At 69.1% G+C, this 18,682-nt stretch carries 15 protein-coding genes; 10 read left to right on the top strand and 5 right to left on the bottom strand.

The annotated features are described in order from the left end of the window. The first annotated feature begins 282 nt into the window (after nucleotides 1–282). Nucleotides 283–1,092: an SDR family NAD(P)-dependent oxidoreductase gene (locus WMF46_RS05590; protein ID WP_437984643.1), complete on the top strand. Its 810-nt coding sequence runs from the start codon at nucleotides 283–285 to the stop codon at nucleotides 1,090–1,092. 229 nt (nucleotides 1,093–1,321) lie between these two features. Further along, the gene (locus tag WMF46_RS05585; RefSeq protein WP_437984642.1) at nucleotides 1,322–2,068 is read left to right on the top strand and encodes an outer membrane lipoprotein-sorting protein; all 747 of its coding nucleotides are present in this window, start codon (nucleotides 1,322–1,324) and stop codon (nucleotides 2,066–2,068) included. A gap of 325 nt (nucleotides 2,069–2,393) precedes the next feature. Here the strand turns inward: WMF46_RS05585 and WMF46_RS05580 are convergent, their stop codons facing one another. Continuing rightward, nucleotides 2,394–4,655: an SdrD B-like domain-containing protein gene (locus WMF46_RS05580; RefSeq protein ID WP_437984641.1), complete on the bottom strand. Its 2,262-nt coding sequence runs from the start codon at nucleotides 4,653–4,655 to the stop codon at nucleotides 2,394–2,396. Nucleotides 4,656–5,675: 1,020 nt separating this feature from the next. Between WMF46_RS05580 and WMF46_RS05575 the strand changes: the two genes are divergently transcribed. Both WMF46_RS05575 and WMF46_RS05570 read left to right on the top strand, forming a co-directional pair. Beyond that, nucleotides 5,676–5,831, top strand: coding sequence for a hypothetical protein (locus WMF46_RS05575; protein WP_437984640.1), 156 nt, complete (start codon nucleotides 5,676–5,678; stop codon nucleotides 5,829–5,831). Nucleotides 5,832–5,938: 107 nt separating this feature from the next. Then, the gene (locus WMF46_RS05570; RefSeq protein ID WP_437984639.1) at nucleotides 5,939–6,397 is read left to right on the top strand and encodes a hypothetical protein; all 459 of its coding nucleotides are present in this window, start codon (nucleotides 5,939–5,941) and stop codon (nucleotides 6,395–6,397) included. Here the strand turns inward: WMF46_RS05570 and WMF46_RS05565 are convergent. After that, complete coding sequence (locus WMF46_RS05565) at nucleotides 6,348–6,986, bottom strand: exonuclease domain-containing protein (protein WP_437984638.1); 639 nt, start codon at nucleotides 6,984–6,986, stop codon at nucleotides 6,348–6,350. The genes WMF46_RS05570 and WMF46_RS05565 overlap by 50 nt on opposite strands. 47 nt (nucleotides 6,987–7,033) lie before the next feature. Between WMF46_RS05565 and WMF46_RS05560 the strand changes: the two genes are divergently transcribed. After that, on the top strand, nucleotides 7,034–8,041 hold the full coding sequence (locus WMF46_RS05560; protein ID WP_437984637.1) for a hypothetical protein: 1,008 nt from the start codon (nucleotides 7,034–7,036) through the stop codon (nucleotides 8,039–8,041). A 193-nt stretch (nucleotides 8,042–8,234) separates the two neighbouring features. Then, complete coding sequence (locus tag WMF46_RS05555) at nucleotides 8,235–9,071, top strand: hypothetical protein (RefSeq protein ID WP_437984636.1); 837 nt, start codon at nucleotides 8,235–8,237, stop codon at nucleotides 9,069–9,071. Nucleotides 9,072–9,134: 63 nt separating this feature from the next. Here WMF46_RS05555 and WMF46_RS05550 read toward each other — a convergent pair whose 3' ends face one another. Further along, entirely contained in the window at nucleotides 9,135–10,613 is a 1,479-nt protein-coding gene (locus WMF46_RS05550; protein WP_437984635.1) for a cytochrome c peroxidase, read from the bottom strand. A gap of 224 nt (nucleotides 10,614–10,837) precedes the next feature. On the opposite strand from WMF46_RS05550, the gene WMF46_RS05545 reads away from it, so the two are divergent. Together WMF46_RS05545 and WMF46_RS05540 are read left to right on the top strand one after the other, a co-directional pair. Beyond that, nucleotides 10,838–11,944: a sensor histidine kinase gene (locus WMF46_RS05545; RefSeq protein ID WP_437984634.1), complete on the top strand. Its 1,107-nt coding sequence runs from the start codon at nucleotides 10,838–10,840 to the stop codon at nucleotides 11,942–11,944. Next, nucleotides 11,941–12,798 carry a LytR/AlgR family response regulator transcription factor gene (locus tag WMF46_RS05540; RefSeq protein ID WP_437984633.1) on the top strand — a complete coding sequence of 286 codons (858 nt, stop codon included), beginning with the start codon at nucleotides 11,941–11,943 and terminating at the stop codon, nucleotides 12,796–12,798. The genes WMF46_RS05545 and WMF46_RS05540 overlap by 4 nt, the downstream gene beginning before the upstream one ends. On the opposite strand, the gene WMF46_RS05535 is transcribed toward WMF46_RS05540, so the two are convergent. Further along, nucleotides 12,752–13,933 (bottom strand): FAD-dependent monooxygenase, encoded by a 1,182-nt coding sequence (locus WMF46_RS05535; RefSeq protein WP_437984632.1) that lies wholly within the window; start codon nucleotides 13,931–13,933, stop codon nucleotides 12,752–12,754. The two genes, WMF46_RS05540 and WMF46_RS05535, sit on opposite strands and share 47 nt — an antisense overlap. 207 nt (nucleotides 13,934–14,140) lie before the next feature. Here WMF46_RS05535 and WMF46_RS05530 point away from each other — a divergent pair, with 207 nt between their 5' ends. Continuing rightward, nucleotides 14,141–15,100 (top strand): TetR/AcrR family transcriptional regulator C-terminal domain-containing protein, encoded by a 960-nt coding sequence (locus WMF46_RS05530; RefSeq protein ID WP_437984631.1) that lies wholly within the window; start codon nucleotides 14,141–14,143, stop codon nucleotides 15,098–15,100. 306 nt (nucleotides 15,101–15,406) lie between these two features. Next, nucleotides 15,407–17,719: a hypothetical protein gene (locus WMF46_RS05525; RefSeq protein ID WP_437984630.1), complete on the top strand. Its 2,313-nt coding sequence runs from the start codon at nucleotides 15,407–15,409 to the stop codon at nucleotides 17,717–17,719. 31 nt (nucleotides 17,720–17,750) lie between these two features. On the opposite strand, the gene WMF46_RS05520 is transcribed toward WMF46_RS05525, so the two are convergent. Continuing rightward, a complete protein-coding gene (locus WMF46_RS05520) occupies nucleotides 17,751–18,641 on the bottom strand; it encodes a LysR family transcriptional regulator (RefSeq protein ID WP_437984629.1) in 891 nt (296 codons plus the stop codon). Between the last annotated feature and the right edge of the window lie 41 nt (nucleotides 18,642–18,682).

Genomic DNA, 18,682 nt, shown 5'->3' with positions numbered 1-18,682 from the left:
TGAGCCGTACCAGGGCCAACGATGGGAGCGGGGCGAGGGCGAGAGGCGGTTTCAGCCGAGATCCTGGCGGCGGCGCGGCGCGAGAGACGCGGGGCTGGAGGGGCGCGCCTCCATGTCTGGTGGTGGCCCGCGGCACCACCGGGAGCGCGCGAGCCGTCGTGCCTTGGTGAGAGGGCGTCACAAGCAGGCTTCGCTCTGACAAGCAGGCTTCATTATGTTCTCGCTACACGCACAGCGGTGCTCCTCGCGGAGCGGCGAGCATCCGTGATATGCGAGTTCACCATGCCCCTCCCCAAGCACCCCCGCGTCGTCATCACCGGCGCGGCCTCGGGCCTCGGCCGCGCGCTTGCCCTCGAGCTCGCGAGCCGTCGCGCGAAGCTGCTCCTCGCCGACCTCAACGACGAAGGATCCCAGGAGACCGCGCGCCTCGTCGCCAGCGCCGGGGGCGAGGCGCACACGGTCCGCTGCGACGTGAGCCGGAGCGACGACGTGGCGGAGCTCGTGGGCGAGGCCGATCGCGCCCTCGGCGGCGTCGATCTCGTCGTGAACAACGCGGGCGTATGCGCCGGCGGGCAGGTCGGCGAGATCCCCCTCTCGGACTGGGGGTGGATCCTGGGCGTCAACCTCTGGGGCGTCATCCACGGCTGCCACGCGTTCACGCCGCGCTTCAAGGAGCAGCGGAGCGGACACTTCCTCAACGTCGCGTCCGCCGCCGGCTTCATCTCGGTGCCCGGGCTCGCCCCTTACTGCGTCACCAAGGCCGCTGTCGTCGCCCTCTCCGAGGCGCTGCGGGTCGAGCTCGCCCCGCACGGCGTCGGGGTCACGGTCCTGTGCCCGACCTTCTTCAGGACGCAGATCGTCGAGAGCGGGCGCGGCCTCGACGCGGCCGCCAGGGAGGCCGCCCTCAAGCTCATGGGGCGCGAGGGGCTCCAGGCCGACTACGTGGCGCGGCGCGCGCTCGACTCGGTCGACGCCGGCAGCCTCTACGCCGTGCCTCACCGCGACGGCCGCTGGTTCTGGCGGCTGAAGCGCGCTGTCCCCGAGCTGCTCCACGACGTCCTCCTGCCGCAGGTGATGCGCAGGGTGCTCTGACCGACGACGCCGCGCCGTTCGGACATCCGGCGCCGGAGCCGAGCCGCGGCCGGCGCCGGCAGGGGCGGGAACAGCAGGATTGACCTTGCGGACGCCATGTTTCTATGATGCCGAGGGCGCCACCACTCTGTTCGAACTCGGGGCCACCGCCCCCAAGCTCCACTGCCCTGATCAACGACGGCGGCTCTGCCCCGGCAAGCGGCGGCCCCCCCATCTCTCCGAGGTCCCGATGAGGTTTTCGCGCTTCGTTTCCATCCTCGCCACCACGGTCGCGCTCGGTCTCTCGCACGCCCCCGCGGCGCTGGCCGACGACGCCGCCGACAAGGCCCTGGCAGCGACCGAAGCGGCCATGAACAAGGCCAAGACGCTGTACTTCGAATACGAGGCCAAGACGGCGGAGAGCGGCAAACCCGAGAAGACCGTCGGCATCAACGTGTGGATGAAGGGCGAGAAGCGCCTCACCGAGTTCACCGCTCCCGCGGACCTCAAAGGCACCAAGGTCCTCATCCTCTCCCCTTCCGAAATGTACGTCTACCTGCCGTCCTTCGGCAAAGTCCGCCGCATCGCCAGCCACACCAGCGATCAGAGCGCCTTCGGCATGGCCTTCAGCCAGGAAGACCTGGCCACCCAGAAGTACGGCAGCTACACGCCGGCCGTCAGCTCCTCCAGCGGCAAGGAGGTCAAGCTCACGCTCACCCCCAGGAGCGGCCAGGCGACCTCCTACGCCAAGATCGAGATGACGATCACGAAGGACAAGAACGTCCCCAGCGAGATCAAGTATTACAACAGCGAGGGCAAGCTGGTGAAGACCGAGACCCGCACCGGCTACTCCTGCGACGGCGACGTCTGCACCCCCGGCACCCTCAAGATGGTGGACCACACGAAGAACCTCACCACCACGCTCACGCGCAAGAAGGTGAAGGTGAACGAGGCCGTCAACGACGACACCTTCTCCAAGCGCAACCTGGAGAAGTGAGCGACACGGCGGTCGAAGGCCACCATCTCCTGAAGCACTCGACCTCAGGATTACCTCCTCGTCGATGAAGGGCATCAAGGATGCAGCGGCACGCCTCGCATGGGCTGCTGGTTGCGGAGCGATCGAGCGATGAGGCTGCCGATCGCGGACCAGGACGTTCGGTAAGGAGGAGCTCGGGGGAGGGAGCGGCGCAGGAGGGGAAGCGGCCGAGGAGAGGGGGAGGGGCCAGCGCAGGTCGCGCTCGAGGCGGCTCGCTCGGGGCGGGCGCTGGCCTTGGGGAGGTCTCGTCGTGCCGGCCGATCACCGGCTATCGGCCGAGCGTCGGTCAGTCACGGTGCGGCGCGCAGAGGAGGCCGTTGTTGTAGTTGTCGAGCTTCGTGGCGAGCGGCTCGCCGGTCGACCAGGGCGAGTTCTTGCCTCCCTCCTTCACGTTGCTGGCGAGCGGGTACTTCTTGAGCCAGGCGTCGGCCGCGGCGATGGTGTCCTCGATGCAGCTCGACTGGTTGCCGATACCGACGTTGAGCTTGGCGACGATGAGGTGCTTCGCGATGATGTAGGTGACGTCACCCTTGGTCGGACGGCTGATGATGTCGAGGAGCTGGGACTTCGTGTACGTCTTGCCGCCGATGGTCAGCTGCGAGACCTTCCAGGCGCCCTCGTGGTTCTTCCAGTAGCCGGGGGTGCCGGTCCCGGGGGAGGCGCACTGGCAGGCGCCGCAGTCGGCCACGCAGCTCGAGCAGTCCTCGGAGCCGGCCTTGCAGACGCCATCGCCGCAGACCGGCGGGCACTCGCCGCAGTCGGCCGCGCAGCTCGAGCAGGTCTCACCGGCCTCGCAGACGCCGCTGCCGCAGACCGGCGGGCAGATGCCGACGTCGCTCGGGCACTCGAGGCAGTTCTCGCCGGCCTCGATGACGCCGTTGCCGCAGACCGCGGGGCAAGCGCCGCAGTCGCCGGTGCAGGTCGAGCAGTCCTCACCGTTCTCGCAGACGTTGTTGCCGCAGACCGCGGGGCAGGCGCCGCAGTCGTCCGAGCAGCTGCCGCAGTCCTCGCCGGCCTCGCAGGTGCCGTTGCCGCAGACCGGCGGGCAGGTGCCGCAGTCGTCCGCGCAGGTGCCGCAGCTCTCGCTGCCGTTGCAGGTGCCGTCGCCGCAGGCGGGCGGGCACACGTCGCAGTCGGCGCTGCAGCTCCCGCAGTCCTCGCCAGCCTCGCAGGTGCCATTGCCGCACTGGGGCGGGCAGACGCCGCAGTCGACGGCGCAGGTGGAACAGCTCTCGTCGCCGCCGCAGACGCCGTTGCCGCAGGAGAGCTGGTAGCCGAAGTCCGCGTCGAGCAGGTCCTGTGCCCAGCCGAGCGAGACAACGCCCACGTTGTCGAGCCCGCCGTCGGGGTCGGCCGTCGGCTCCTGTCCGGCGAGCGGACCGCTCGCCATGAAGTTGTCGGGCGTGATGACCACCGAGTAGGTGCCCGCCGGGAGCGTGTCGAAGAGGTAGAAGCCGGGCTGGCCGGTGTAGGGGCTCGTGCCGGTGATCGTGAAGTCGACAAGCTGGGCCCCCTGGAACAGCTCGACACGGACGCCGTTGACGCCGAGCTCGCCGGTCTCCGGCTCGTAGAGCCCGTCGGCGTCGCTGTCGAGCCACACCGTGTCACCGATCGACGAGTACGTCACGTAGCCGAAGTCGGCGTTGGCCACGTTCTCACCCACGCCGAGGGACACGCCGAGCGGCTCGTCGTCGCTGGTCAGGATATGGCCGAGCGGGAGCGTCGCGTCGTCGACGTCGACGACGTAACAGCCCGCATTGAGCTCGGTGAAGCGGTAGACGCCGTTTGCGCCGGTCACCGCCGTCTGGAGCATGGCGCCGTCGGCGACGCCGTCGCAGTTCGCGTCGCCGAAGAGGTCGACGACGACGCCGGAGATGCCGAGCTCGGAGGCGTCCTCGATGCCGTCCGCGTTGGCGTCGAACCACACCTTGTCGCCGATCGAGCCCTTCGGCACCGTGTAACAGACCTCGAGGAGAGGGCGGTAACCCATGTCGGTGTGGGCGCTGCCCTTGTACGACGTCTTCCCGCTGGCGCCCTCCTCGAGGAGGATCCCGTAGCTCGGCGCCGTCCCGCTCACCCAGTTCTGCACGATCCCGGTGAGGTCGACCGAGCTCCACCCGGTGACGTTGGGCACGAACGTGGTGAACGCGGCGGGGTCCATGCCGCCGAAGTTGTTCCACGTGACGAGCGACTCGCTCCAGGGAGCGAGCACCTGGTGGACGTACACGGTCTTCGCGGTGCTCGTGTACGTCAGGGCGTAGAACTTGGCCGACGTGACGAGAGAGCCGGCGGGGATGGGGCTGAGATCGAAGCGGAACAGGGCGCGCTTCTCTCCGACCGAGCTGGAGAACCCGGTGTTGACCTCAAAAGGGGACGGGACATGGTAGCTCGGGGCGAGGCTCCAGATCTCCGCGTTGTAGATGTCGCCCAGGACACCCCGCTTGATCACGGTGCACGTGGGAGACGGAGCGGTCGTGTTGGCGAGGCTGGTGGCGGTGATGAACAGCGTGGCGAGCGCGGCAGAAGATGCGATTGCGATCTGCTTCATTGGTAGCTCCTCGAGGTCCTCACGGGTGAACCATTGCTGGAGCGTCATCCGGATAGCAGGCGCCATGACTCACGGGTCAGGCGAGGTCGGTTTCGCGGGCTCCGGTCGGAATGAGCCCCCGCGGGATGATCAGGATCGGATCAAGTACGCGGGTGCTTGTGCTTCGATCGGAGGGCGGATGCGCAAGGTGACAGTGTTCAAGATAGCAACTCGACTACGAAGGTGTCCAGATCTTTTTGAAGACAGACCAGAAAAATATATCGAGTTGCGCAGTGACAATTTTGGGTCGTGCGGTGACGTTTTTCGGCGTCTCGCGTCGTCTCGAGATCTGTGGGGAGGAACGCAGAGACGAGCGTGGTCTGTCGCATCGATGTCTCATCGACATCGATGGCCAGTGCGCAGCTCGCGGTCCGCGGGTCGCGGCGTGCCCCGGGCGGCGCGTGCGGCGGCGGCACGCTTTCACGCTCAGCACGCTCAGCCGGATCAGCAGCCCTCGCCGACCCTTCGCGGAGGCCGGGGGACGAACAGGATCGGATCAGGTACGCGGGAGTGTCTGACGAGATTTGATGCAGAGTGCGCACGGGACCATTTTTCAAGATAACGAATCTTCGCTTCGCCTGTCTAGGTCCTTTTTTGCCGCGTGAGCTTTTTATCTGGCTCGTGGTCTCGCGTGCGGGCTCGCGTGCGGGTGGGTGTCAGGCGGCGGGCGCAGCTCATCGCGCACCGTTCATCACATGCCCGCAAGCTGGGCTGCTGCGCGCTGCCGCTGCTGTGGGGCGAACTTGATGGTCCGCCGCGCTGCACCCGCGCTGCCACCCCGATACCGGCTCTTCCTGCTTACAGCGGCTCACCAACGGCGCGTGCAACACGATATCAGTACGTCTTCGAGCTCGTCGAACCCGAGCGAGCGTGGAAGCGGTTCCCACGTGGGCGGCTGCTCGCCCCCGGGGCGGCGCCGGAGGTCCGCCGCCGCTGGTACGCTGCACACCAAAGCCGGCTCACCGATGCGCCCGGCCCAGAATGGTGGGCCCGGCCACGCGCCTCCCGCGGGGCGAGACGCTGAGCGGGACCGCGGCCGAGCGGGCGCTGCTGGCGGCCGATTGGCGCGACGCCGGGCGGCTATCGAGCCCGCTGGAGCGGCTGGAGCGGCTGGACAGGGACGGGCTCCCGGCGTAACCGCGTCCGCCGGGTCCGGCGTGCGCCGAATAATAGGCATGGGCTTGACGACCATCCCCCCGGCGGAACGACAATACGCCACAATGATAACGGTCCGTCCTCCTCCGATGACGGCCGAGCTACTCGAGCGCACGGACGGGTACGTGGTCGCGGTGTGGCGGCGGCTCATGCTGCTGATCTGGCGGGGCGAGGCCACCGCGGTCGGGATCGATCGCTCGCGAGAGCTCTTCGCTCGCTGGTCGGCAAGCCAGCCGGGCGGCGCGGTCTTCGTCGTCGTCCTCCCCCTTGAGCGCACCCTACCGCCGGACGAGGCGAGCCGGGCCGCGATGCGGCGGGCGGCGAGCTCCCCTGGCCGGAGCCTCAGGGGCACCGCCACGCTCGTCGAGTCGGAGGGGTTCATCGCGGCCTCGGTCCGCTCCATCATGATGCTGCTGCACACGGGGCGGGCGCCGAACGTCTTCCGGACGACCGGCGAGCTCGCGACCTGGGCGGCGACGCTCCTGAAGGACCCCGAGCTCACCTCCGCCGGCATCGCGGAGGCGATCCGCGTGGCGCGCGCGGGGTGAGCCAGCCCGCGCGCGCGGGCGGTTCTCCGGCCTCCGGGATCGGCACGCGGCCAAGTGCGTAAGGCAGGATACGCGCGATGTTGCGCGCGTCGTCGATCCCGCGGTGGTGTGTCCCGTGGAGCGGGAGTCCGAGCCGATCGAGCGCGCTCGCCATGCCGTAGCGCTGGGTCACCCCGAGCGCCGCGGAGAAGCGCTTCTTGATGTTCATGTGCCCCTGCAGCGGCAGGGGCACGCCCCAGCGGGCCGCGTCGATCTCGAACTGCTTGCGGTCGTAATCGCCCCACGAGCAGAAGAGCGCCTCCCGCTGGCCGACGAAGCGCCCGAGCGCCGCGATGGCTTCAGGGAACGTGGGCGCGGCGTCGACCTCTGCTTGCGTGATCGTGGTGAGCTTCGTGCAGAACTCCGTGAGCTTCGGCCGGATGACCGGGCGCACGAAGGTGGCGAGCTCGCCCACGGGCTCGAGCGTCGCGCCGTCCACGAGGACCGCGCCGATCTCGATGATCTCCATGATGCGCTCGGGGATGCGGCCCCCCTCGTCGCACGTCGCCTCCAGATCGATCACCAGGAAAAACGCAGGATCCTTTCCCATGTCCGTCCTCCTCTCTGCTGGACCTTGATAGGATCGACGCGAAGAAAATGCCCGGACACGAAACCGGACAGGCCGCTCCCGCGGGCTTTTCCTGGGAGGATTACGTCGCCTGGCTCGTCGCGCAGCACGGCTCCTTGACGGCGGTCGCCGAGCGGCTCTCCTCGCTGCGTGGCTACGAGGACGACGTGACCTCGATCGAGCGCGCCCTGCGCCGGCTGCGGACGCGCGGCCAGCGGGACGGCGGGACGTGGGGGGCGCGCGCGCTCGCGGCCTTCGGCTTGCCGGACGCGCTCACCGAGCGCGCCCGCTGGATGGGCGCCTATCACTCGCGGTTCACCGATCTGCCCCTGCCCCTCGCCCAGGACCTCTTGCGCCTCTGGGATCGACCGCCGGTGAGCGAGGATCCGACCTCCCACGTCTTCCTCGCCCTCGCCCACGCCACCTGCGTGCTGCGCGGCGACGACCGCGAGGCCGGAAAGACGCACCTCGCCCGCATCCGGCCGCTGCTCGGAAAGGCCCCGCCCGAGGCGCGGGTGGAGGCCCTGCTCACAGAGGCCTTCGTGGCGAGCCGCGATGACGTCGCGCGCGTGCCTGGCCTGCTCGACGAGATCGAGCCGCTCTTCGAGCTGCCGATGCCCGCCTGCGACCGAGCCTGCCTGTTCGCCCGGTGGATCGATCAACGCGCCTTCGAGCGGAACCGCTCCTGGGGCGGCAAGCAGCCGGATCCGGCGGCCGCGGAGGCGCTGTACCGGCGCATCCCGGAGGACGGTCCGGCCTTCGCGCGGTCGCGGCGGGCGAACGGGCTGGCGTATGCGCGGTGGAAGCAGGGTTTCCCCGAGGAAGGCGCGGCGCTCGCGCGCGAGGCGTGCCGGCACGCGGGGGACGGCGGACACATGCGCATGCGCGCGATGGCGCTGAACATGCTGGCGCGGATCGTGGGCGGCGACGAGGGCGCGGAGGCGAGGCGGCGGGCGATGGCGATCGCGAACGAGCTCGAGGACGAGGTGCTCAGGCTGCGGTTCGAGCGGCGAGCGGAAGCAGGAAACAAGCGCTGAGGCGGACCAAGCCGCCTTCTCGACCTTCTCCTTTTCCTTCCAGGAGACGGGCCGCACCCCGGCGAGGGAAGCGTCGGAATCGTGCCAGATGGCCCGCGACGCCCGGACGCCGCGCTCGTCCTCTCCGAGAGGCCTTTACGCAGGGCGCGACTTCGCCGATCCTGGTGGAATGAATTTACGTCTTGTTTCAGCTTTGGCTTTTGCTGTCGCGCTTCATGCATCCGGGTGTTCGGACGCCGGCACCGATCCTGGCGATTCCGGCGCCGGCGGCGGCGGCGGTAACGGGGGCTCGGGCGGGGAGGACGAGAACGGTCTCGGTGAGATCGCCGGCGGCGGCGGAGGGACCGGGCTCTCGACCGCGGTGAGCGTGATCATCACGGCCGACAATGCGTACGGCTTCGGCTATGGAACCGGCGACGGGCTCCTGAACTATTTCGGGGGCATCGAGAACACCCTCGCCGGCAAGATCTTCTCCTGTCCCATCGGCAACGGGCCAGAGTCGTACACCGTGCCAGCGGCGTCCGCGAACGCCGGGCATTATCTCTACATCATCACATACGCCGACAAGTCCACGACACAGGGCGTGATCGGCCAGTTCTTCCGCGAGGGGGCCGCTCCCGTCTTCACCGGCAACGGCGCGTGGGAGGTCTGCGCGACGGGCGAGGACTACGACCTCGGCTCGAACGGGCCGACGCTGGAGACCATCAACCAGTATATCGCGCGCTGCAACAGCGGTGATCTCGACCCGCAGACGACAAGCGCCGGCTGGGTGACCACCGAGGCGTCTGCGCACGGCCATGTGGCATTCGGAGAGACGAACGACACGGAGCGCGAGGTCCCGGAGCCCGGCAATGAGTTCTCCATCGTCTGCGACATCGACGAGGAGGCTCGGTGGATGTGGTACGAGTGGGATCCGGAGCGCAGCGGCGGCAGCCCCTTCATGTGGCCCGGCAGCAGCAGCGGCAACGTCACCAAGGACTTCTTGATCTTCCGCCTGGGCGCCGAATTCATCCCCGAGGTCCCGCGCTAGGCGCGCGAACATCGATCGTCGATAAGCGCGAACGCCGCGACCAGGCTCGCCGTCGGCTCGCTCTCACAGCCGCTTCAGAAAGGCCACCAGGTCGCGCTTCTGATCGGCGGTCAACGCTTCGGGAGGGCCGATATCCCCATCATCGTCCGGCTCCTTCTCCCCAGGCAGGGTGAGGGATGGGAACCTGGAGAGCAGGTGGTCGCTGTAGACCTCAACAACCCTCTCCAGGGTGTCCGCGGCATTGTCGTGGAAGTAGGGGGCAGTCTTCCCTATTCCACGCAATGTTGGCACATCGAATGCCTCAAAGTCGTTGGGGCTCCCGGTGATCATGGAGCGACCCGGATCGGCAGAAAAAAGTTGTAGCCCGAAGTTCGGCCCCGCGACGGGGTTGCCATCGCTGTCCAGATCGTCATTGAGGCCCGCGGGGCCGCCATCGCCGTCCAGATCGTCATCGAAGCCCGGCGGGGGAGCCGGAGGCAGGTCCGCGGCTATCTCTCTTCGAGAATCGTCCGTGTAGAACCGGTACCGGTAACGCGGAAAGCTCACACCCCTCGTGAAGACATGCGAATCAGGGTCCAGCTGACCCATAAATGTTTCGTATGCCGACCCGATATTAAGAAATTCGTTCTCGGGTTGAGCGACGAGCACCGGGGTCGGAGGATCCGTAGCTGGCACTTCATAAAGCACGGTTCCGTCGGGTTTGATAACCGGGAAGGCCAGATCGTGAATCTCCCGATCCACGATGGTCGCCTGGTTGCCGCCCCCATGGCACGCCGCGCATAGGACCTTGTAAACCTCTCGTCCCCGCTCCTCCGTCGGCGTGAGATCGAGCTCGTCGTCCACGTTCGGCGCGCTCTCCGGGGCGCCGCCGCCGGCGAGATACGCCGCGACGCTTCGCGCCCGGTCCGAGGAGAAGACATCGCGCTCGAACGCGGCGATGCGCTCGAGCTCGCTCCGGGGAGCCTCGCCGCCTTCGCTGTGCCCGGTGATGGCCCCCTGGGCTTGATCTTCGAGCGTTTCCACGCGTCCATCCAGTTGAAAAGGCGCGGTCAACGCCGAGTCAGCGATGGAGGGCACTCCGCGCCACACGAAGAGCTTGCGATCGCCGGGGGTGATCACGTTGCCCTCATCGTCTATCAGGTCCACGTTGTCGGGCAACGTGAGCCACACGCGCACGAGGCCCTTTTTCAGGTGTTCGAAGGTGAGCTTTTCGGCCGTGGGGTCGTCGGCGTCGATCGCGTTGAACAGCGGGTCGCCCGGGTTCGTCTCCAGCAGCCGCGCCACGTGGGCGGGTGTGAGCGTGAAGTTGTCCTCCGGTACGTGGCAGGTGGCGCACGAGCGGCCGTTGGAGCGCGGGAAGGGCGTGCTGAAGAGCTGCTCTCCCGTGAGGTCCTCTCTGCTCGTGCTGCTCGTGCTGCTCGTGCCACAGGCGCTCGTCGCCATCAGCACGACTGCGGCCCAATGCCAAGGGCGGGTCGCGAGCCGGCCTGGACGCGAGCCGCCGGACGGCTCGCGCTCTCTGCGGAATGTGTGTTGGGTCATGGTTCGTCCGTCTGAGCGAGTGAGATTGATGAGCTGGCTGGGTTTCTCAGCTCTCCCATCTGGCGCGCGGCTCTGCCGCGCACTTCCGACGAGCCGGGTGCTGGTTCCGACGAGCCGTCGCTCCGCGCGCACGAGCCGGTGAGCGCTCGGTCTCGGCCCTTCTCCCCGTCGTCTCGCGAGCGGCGAATGTTGTGGACCGTCTCCCTGAATGATAGCTTTCCTTCATGGAAGGCTCTGCTTCGCGCGCGCCGCTGACCCTCCATACCCGGCGACGCTGGCTCCTCGGCATGGCCTCGGCCATCGGCGTCGGGGTGCTCCAGACCGCCCCTGATCTCGGCGGCGGGGAGCATATCGCGAGCATCGTCATCAGCTTCTCGCTCTGGCTGGTCGCGGCGCCGGTGGTGCTGCTCGCCCTCGCCGCCGCCTTCGAGCGCTGCGTCGAGCGCCGTTTCAGCCCGACCAGATTGCTGGTCGTGAGCCTCGTCGTGGCAGTCGTCATCGGGGCCCTGTTCGCGCTCGCGTTCGTGCTCGTCTTCGAGGGGCTCCTCGGCTTCGAGCTCGACGAGAAGGGGCCGCTCTCCCCACCGCTCGTCGCGGGATTCGGCGCCATGATGGGCCTCGTGCTCGCCGGCATCTGGGGGCTCGTCTTCGTGTCCCCGCACGTGACCGAACAGGCCCAGCGCCGCGCGCTCGAGACGGAGAAGCTCCGCCTCGAGGCGGAGCAACTCCGGGTCTCGGCGGAGCTCGCGCGCTTGCGCTCACAGCTCGAGCCGCACTTCCTCCTCAACACGCTCAACACGATCGCGGGGCTCGTCGTGCAGGATCCGCGCGAGGCGCGGCGCTTGATCGGGTCACTCGGAGACCTGCTCCGGGGCTCGCTGCAAGGGGAAGACGAGATGCAGCCGCTCGACCAGGAGATCACGTGGCTCAGGCGCTATGCGGAGATCCTCGAGTCACGCCACCGTGACGCCCTGCGCTTCGACTGGGACATTCCGGCCGACGTCGGCGGCGTGCTGCTGCCGCGGCTCTTGCTGCAACCCCTGGTGGAGAACGCGGTCCAGCACGGCGCGCTGTGTCGCGCGGGCGGCGGACGGGTGACCGTGCGGGCGGCGCTCCATGAGGCCGGCACGTCATCGAAGCTCGTATGTACCGTGACGGACAACGGGCCCGGTCTCTCGGCGACCGAGCCGCGCTCGGGCGCGCTCGGCCTCCACACCGTGCGCCGACGACTCCAGCTGAGGTGCCCTGGATCAGAGCTGCGCCTCTCGTCATCGAGCGAAGGAACCGCTGCGGTCGTCGAGGTGCTGATGACTCGAGGAGCGACGGCATGAGCACGGAGAGCGACGCGAAGCTACGTGCGCTCGTCGTCGAGGATGAGTGGGCGGCGCGCGACTACCTCGTCGAGCTCCTCGATGGCTCGAACCTCGCGCAGGTCGCGGGCGCCGTGTCGTCCGCGAATGAAGCACGGGAGCTCCTCCTCGGAGAAGGGCGCCGCGCCTTCGATGTGGTGTTCCTCGACGTCCGCCTCTCCGGCGGTCGCAACGAGGGTCTCGACGTCGCGCGCGAGCTCGCGGCGCTGCCAGGCGCTCCGTTGCTCGTGCTCGCGACCGCGTTCCACACGCATGCGCTCGAGGCCTACGATCTCGGTGTCTCCGACTACCTCCTGAAGCCGTTCACCGAGCAGCGTGTCGAGCAGTGTATGAAGAGGCTGCGGGCGCGCGCCCCGCGGCCGGAGCGCGCGAGTCCGCTGCGGATCGCCGCGCGGCGGAACAAGGGCCTCGTGCTGTTCGACCGAGACGAGGTCTGGGCGTTCGAGGCGGCGGAGCGCTTGACGCAGGTGCACACCTCCCACGGCGCCTTCGACATCGACCTCTCGCTCGCGGCGATCGAGTCGTCCTTCGGGCGGTCCTTCGCGCGAGTTCATCGCAACTGGCTGATCAACGTGGCGCACGTCAAGGAGCTCACGCGGGAGGGCGAGACCCGCGTCTGGGTGGGCGACGGCCTCGCCGCGCACGGTCGCGGTGTCCACGTGCCGGTCGCGCGTGAGCGCGCGCAGCAGGTGCTCGACTTGCTGCTCGCAAACACCGCTGGATTGCGCCGCGGAAACGAGCCCACGCGATCGAGACACTGCGAGGAGGTCACGCCGGGTACGCGGGGAGCACGAGGTCGCTGGCCGCGCTCGTGACCATCTTCTCGAACCAGCGGGAGAGCGGACGCGAGGTGAGCGCCCGGTACATCGCGTTGCGCAGCGCGAGCTGCACGCGGGTCGGCGGTGCGTAGAACGAGCCGACGTGCTTCGCCCCCTGCTGGCAGCGCCGGGCATATCGACGGATCCGCGCTTCGTAGCGCTGGAACGCGGCGCGGTGGTCTCCCTTCGCGACGGCCAGCTCACCCGCGAGCACGTACGCGCAGACCACGGCGAGGCCGGTCCCCTGTCCGCCGATGGTGCCGCCGTAGCCGGCGTCGCCCAGGAGCACGACGCGACCGCGCGAAGTGCGATCCATGTCGATCCGCCCCACGGCGTCGAAATACAGACTCGGACTCTGCCTCATCGCCTCGAGCAGACGCGGCACCTCCCACCCCATCCCCGCAAACCGCTCGGCGAGGATCGCCTTGTGCCGCGCCACGTCGCGCGGATCGTGGTCGAGCGGCCTGGAGGCGAACATCAGTAGCGCCGTTGCCTCCTCGGGGCGGCGGGCGCTCGCGATGCTGGCGGCCCTCCCCGGCTCGCTGAAGATGAGGCCCTGGTGATCGAGGCCGAGGTGGTTCGGCGCGGCGAACGTCGCCACGTAATGGCCGTGGAAGCGCAGGAACCTCGACTCGTCGCCGAACGCGAGCGCGCGCACGCGGGAGTGCAGCCCGTCGGCGCCCACGACAAGGTCGAAGCGTCTCGGCCGGCCGCGTTCAAACGTGACGTCGACGCCGTCGGGCGTGTCGGTGAGCGAGGCGATGCTGTCGCCGAACACGAACTCGGCCGCGTCCTTCGCGGCCTCGTGGAGGATGCGGCTGAGGTCGCCGCGCTCGATCTCCACGTCGCCGCTCGCGAACGCCGCGGGGAGCGTGACGAGGCGCCGGCCGGTCTCGTCCACCATCGCGAGATCCCGCATGTGGGTCTGATGCTGTCGAATCGCGTCGAGCACCCCCATCTCGCCGAGGACGCGCAGGTGCGTCGGCCCGCGGAAGTCCACGGCGTTGCCTCCTGCCCGCAGGGCGGGGGCGCGCTCGACCACGGTGGGGGTGAACCCGCGACGCGAGAGCCAGTAGGCGAGCGCGGGGCCTGCGATGCCTGCGCCGGAGACGAGAACGGTGCCATTCGACATGGGGACCTCGGAGGGGATGGTTGCGTACGACGTACGCAACCGACCGCGTACGACGTACGCACGAGCATGGCGACGACGGCGGCGCTCGGCACCCCGCGAACGGCGCCTTGGCCGAAGATTCTAGGCTAGAACAGCTGCGGTCGCGGACTGCGTCCCGGCAGCCATCCCGCGCGCTTTCAACCGACCATCTGTGCTAGTACAGTCACCATGCCCCCGGTGAAGCGCGGCGCGTCGACGAACCGCCGCAAGTCGGCCGACGGACCGCCCTACCTGCAGATCGCGAGCGACTTGCGCGCGCGCATCGCGTCCGGGCGCCTCCGTGCGGGCGATCGCGTCCCTTCGACGCGCCAGATCGTTCGCTCCTTCGGCGTCGCGCTCGCCACCGCCACCAAGGCGCTGTCGACCCTGCGCCACGAGGGGCTCATCCGGTCGGTCCCGCGCTCGGGCCATGTGGTGGCCGAGGGCGATCGCGCGGCACGTGAGCCGTCCGAGCGAGGCGGCGCCTTGACGCGCGAGCGGATCGTGCAGGCCGCCATCCGGCTCGCCGACGACGAGGGGCTCGACGCCCTCTCCATGCGCGGTGTCGCCGCGAAGCTCGGCGTGCCGACGATGTCGCTCTACCGTTACGTGGAGGGGAAAGACGCGCTCGTGCTCCTCATGATCGACGCGGTGTTCGGCGAGCACCCGCTGCCGGGGTCGCCTCCTCGCGATCTGCGCGAGGCCCTGATCCGCGCGGCCCGCGCGCAATGGGCGCTGTACCGGCGGCACGGATGGCTCGCGCACGTGCTGCCGCTCGCGCGGCCGGTCGCGCTGCGCAACGTGATCGCGCACGCCGAGTGGATCCTGCGTGCCATGGAAGCCCCCGGGATCGACGCGGCGACCCGGCTCGAGGCGCACATGACGCTCTACAGCTACGTTCGCGGCGTCGCCGTGAACCTCGAGTCGGAGCGCGAGGCCGAGGCCACCACGGGGATGACCGAAGCGCAGTGGAACGAATCGCAGGGGGCCGCGTTCCTGGCGATCGCGACGTCGGGACCGTATCCGAGCTTCGCCAGGCTGCTGAACGAGCTCTCGGGCGGATACGATTTCAACCTCGATCGCGTGTTCGAGTTCGGCCTCCAGCCGATGATCGACGGCCTCATGAAGACGTTGCGGCCGCGCGAATGAACGAGCCCGCAGCGCAAAGCGCGCGATGAGCGAGCGGGCCCCCGCCGTGAAGGCGTAGCGCCGAGGCCTCGACCCGGCAGCCGAGGCGTTCACCAGGGCGAGGAGGGCAGATCACTACCCCCGTGTCGGTGTGTGCATTTTTGCACGGGCCTGGGCGCACATTGCGAATCGACGGTTCGTCCGCCAGCGGGTACCAAAGCATTGCAACGACGGCAGGGCAGGCCCCGCGCCGCCCGCCCCATCGCGGGGGCGCGCGCCGCCCCGACCCGTTCAGGGCGCCGTCATTTCACGCACCAAGGAACCCCAATGACATTTCGATCGACTCACCTGTCTCTCCTGGCACGCTCCCTTCCGGCGTCCATTCTATTGCACACAGCTTGCGGCACCCCCGCCGTCGATCTCGAGCCCGCGCCCGACGACGCCCCCGTGGCCGAGGTGTCGGCCGGGCTATCGTCCTCGACGGCCGTCATCCACCGAGAGATCCCAATCCGGTTCGTTCAGTTCGTCGACGGCACCGACGACTCGCTCGGCCGGACCGCCCTGAACGAGCAGATCACCGGCGCGAACGCCGCCTTCGTCAAGGCGGGCATTCGCTTCTCGCTGGCCGCATCGGTCGTCGTCACGAGCCCGACCTTCACCACCATCGGCGGCAGCTACGCCTGGCCCTCGCCCCCCTCGTCGGCGCCCCCCGTCGCCTTCAACCCCGGCTGCGCGGCCCCGGGGCTGAGCGGCACCGAGTCGGAGGAGATGGCCCTCTTTCGCGCCGCCTCGCTCTGCGGCAACGAGAACGAGATCGTCGTCTTCACCGTGCGCTCGAGCAGCCAGGCCTGGGGCGCCTACCCCTGGGAGGGCAACGGCATCATCATACAACGCTACAACATGGGCGCGGGCAACCGCACCTTCGCCCACGAGCTGGGGCACTACTTGGGCCTCTCGCACTCGTTCCGCGGCGCGGGCCTCGGCTACGATCTGTCGAGCCCCAACCTGAAGAACCCCGCGACCGGCGCCCCGGCCAAGCTCGCCGACTTCTGGGACCTCGTCTACAAACCCGCCGACCTGCCCCCGGCGACCACGACCAACGTCTACTTCTCGAGCCGAGCGCAGGCCGCGAGCTACCCCGAATCGTCGCTACGGCCCATTCAAGGCAACAGCGGCTGGGCGCAGAACCCGCTCGGCTTCGCCTGCTACGGCTCGCTCAACAACTGCCCCCCGGCCGAGCCCGACCGCGCGTTGCGCTTGGCCGTGCCGCGCACGGGCTTCGAGTACGCCGACTGCAACCAGGCCGAGCCCGGTTACAGCCAGACGTGCCTTTGCGTCAGCTTCCCTTCGGCCTGCGACATTCTTTATACGGGCGACGACGGATTGAAGGGCCTCGGCCTCACGCTGCCCGGCCACACGCCGTCGGCGCCGAACCTGGGCGCCAACCTCATGAGCTATAACTACGATCCGGGCTACACCGGCGACCGCTGGTCGCTCAGCGACTCGCAGGTCGAGCAGGTGAAGCGCGTTCTGAGCTACGACGTCGACTCGTCGTGGTTCGCCGGCGCCCAGGGCAAAAGGCCCGCGCTCGGCATCGGCAGAGGCTGGGGCGCCTGGGAGTCCGTCGGCGGCGGGGCACGGGGGCTTCCGGCCGCCGCGACCAAGCCGTCGGGCCAGCTCGATCTCGTCGTCAGGAACGCCGACGCTACCTTCGGCAACAAGGTGCAAATCCCCGGCTCGCCCCCCTCGTGGTGGCCTTCGCAGCTCGGCCTGGCGGGCCTCGGCGGCTCGTCGAGCAAGGCGCCGGCGCTCGTCCGGCGGGGCGACCACCTGAGCGCCTTCATGCTCGGCAACGACAACTCGATTTACCACAAAGTGTGGGATCCTCTCCTCGCCGGCTGGTGGCCCTCGCAAACCACGTGGGACTCTCTCGGGGGCCCCGCTGCGGCACCGCCGGTCGCCGTCTCGCCCGACCCCGACTCGCTCGACGTATTCACGCTGGGCGCGTCGGGCAAGGTCTTGCACAAGTCGTGGTCGACCTCGACGGGCCAGTGGTCGCCCTCTCCATCTGGCTGGAACGACCTTGGCACGATGGGCTCCGCGCCGACGGCCGCCTCGTGGGGCGCCGGCCATATCGACGTCATCGCGCTCGACGCGAGCAAGCGGGCGTACAACAAGGTCTATAATGCGTCGGCCGGCTGGTGGCCCTCCCAGACGGGCTGGCAGGGCCTCGGCGGCAAGCAGTTCGCCGAAACCCCGGTCGTCGATTCGTGGGGCCCCGGCCACCTCGACATCGTCGGCCGCGGCGCCGACGGCCGCGCGTACAACAAGGCCTGGGACGCGTCCGGTTGGTCGCCCAGCCAGACCGAGTGGTATGACATGGGCGGCAACCTCGCGGGGCCCCCGTCGCTGGTCTCGTCGGACGTCGGCCACCTCGAGGTCGTCGCCCGGAGCACGGATGGTCGATTGCTTTACAAAGAGTGGAGCGCGGGCAGCTGGTGGCCCGGGCAGACCGAGTGGGCGACGCTCGCCGTCGACGTCGGCGGCGACCCCATCATCGTGAGCTCGGCCCCGGGCAGGCTCGACATCTTCGTCGTGAGCTCCGACGGCACCCTCTGGCACCGTTCGCGGGACCTTTAACCCCGAATGGCCCCGGGCAGGGCGCCGCTCGTCAGCGGCGCCCTGGGGTCCCGAGGTGCCCGCGCAACGCCTCGGTGACGAGATCGATGACCGCCCTCACCGGCTCGGCGAGGGGCGCCTCTTTGCGGTACACGATCGAGAGCCGGCTCTTGCCGAGGCTCTCGCCCGTGAGCCGCCGGAGCGACGGCTCGAGCGAGGCGAGGAGGCAAGGCAAGATGGCGAGGCCCATTCCCGCGACGCAGGCGGCCAGAAGGTCGCTCACCTCGCGGTACCGCATGAGCACGCGGGCGCCCTCGCTGCGCTCTTCGAGCCACCGGGCCAGAGGGGCGTTGCTGACGCCCGCCTCGAAACCCAGCAGGTCGTGCCCCCGGAGGTCGCTCGAGCCGGCCGAAGCCGGGTGCCGCGCCAGGTAGGCTTCCGAGGCATACAGCGACCAATCGAGCTCGCCGATCTTCCTGGCGATGAGATCATCGCCATCGACCGTGCCCGAGCGCAGCGCGACGTCGGCCTCTCCCTTTCTGAGGTCGGCCGGGCGGCTACCGCTGAGTATCTCCAGGACGATTTCGGGGCGGGCGGCCTGGAAGGCGCCGATGTGCGGGGCGAGCAAGCGGCCGAAGGCCGAGGGGGTGGCCAGCTTGACCCGGACCGCTTGCGACCGCACGGCCGCTTGCACCGCGAGCGCCGCCTGCTCCATTTGCTCGAGCAGCGGCGCGACCGTCTGGCCTATCGCCGTGAGCGAAAGCCCCTCGGGGCCGCGCGTGAGCAACGGGGCGCCCAGCGCCGTTTCGAGCGCCACGAGCCTGCGGCCTACCGTCGAGTGCTCGACGCCCAGCGAGCGCGCCGCGCCAGCCAACGTTTTGGCCCTCACCGCGGCGAGGGCGTAGCGAAGGTCGTTCCAGTCGAGGTCTGACGGCTTGGTCACGAGGGGTCGAGCTTAGCCCAGTCTGCCTTCAGGTGGAACGC

Origin of the sequence: Sorangium sp. So ce117, from assembly GCF_051524395.1 — a bacterium.
GTDB lineage: Bacteria > Myxococcota_A > Polyangia > Polyangiales > Polyangiaceae > Sorangium > Sorangium cellulosum_B.
The sequence above is the reverse complement of the archived record's forward strand: the minus strand, read 5'-3'. Positions and strand labels throughout refer to the sequence as shown.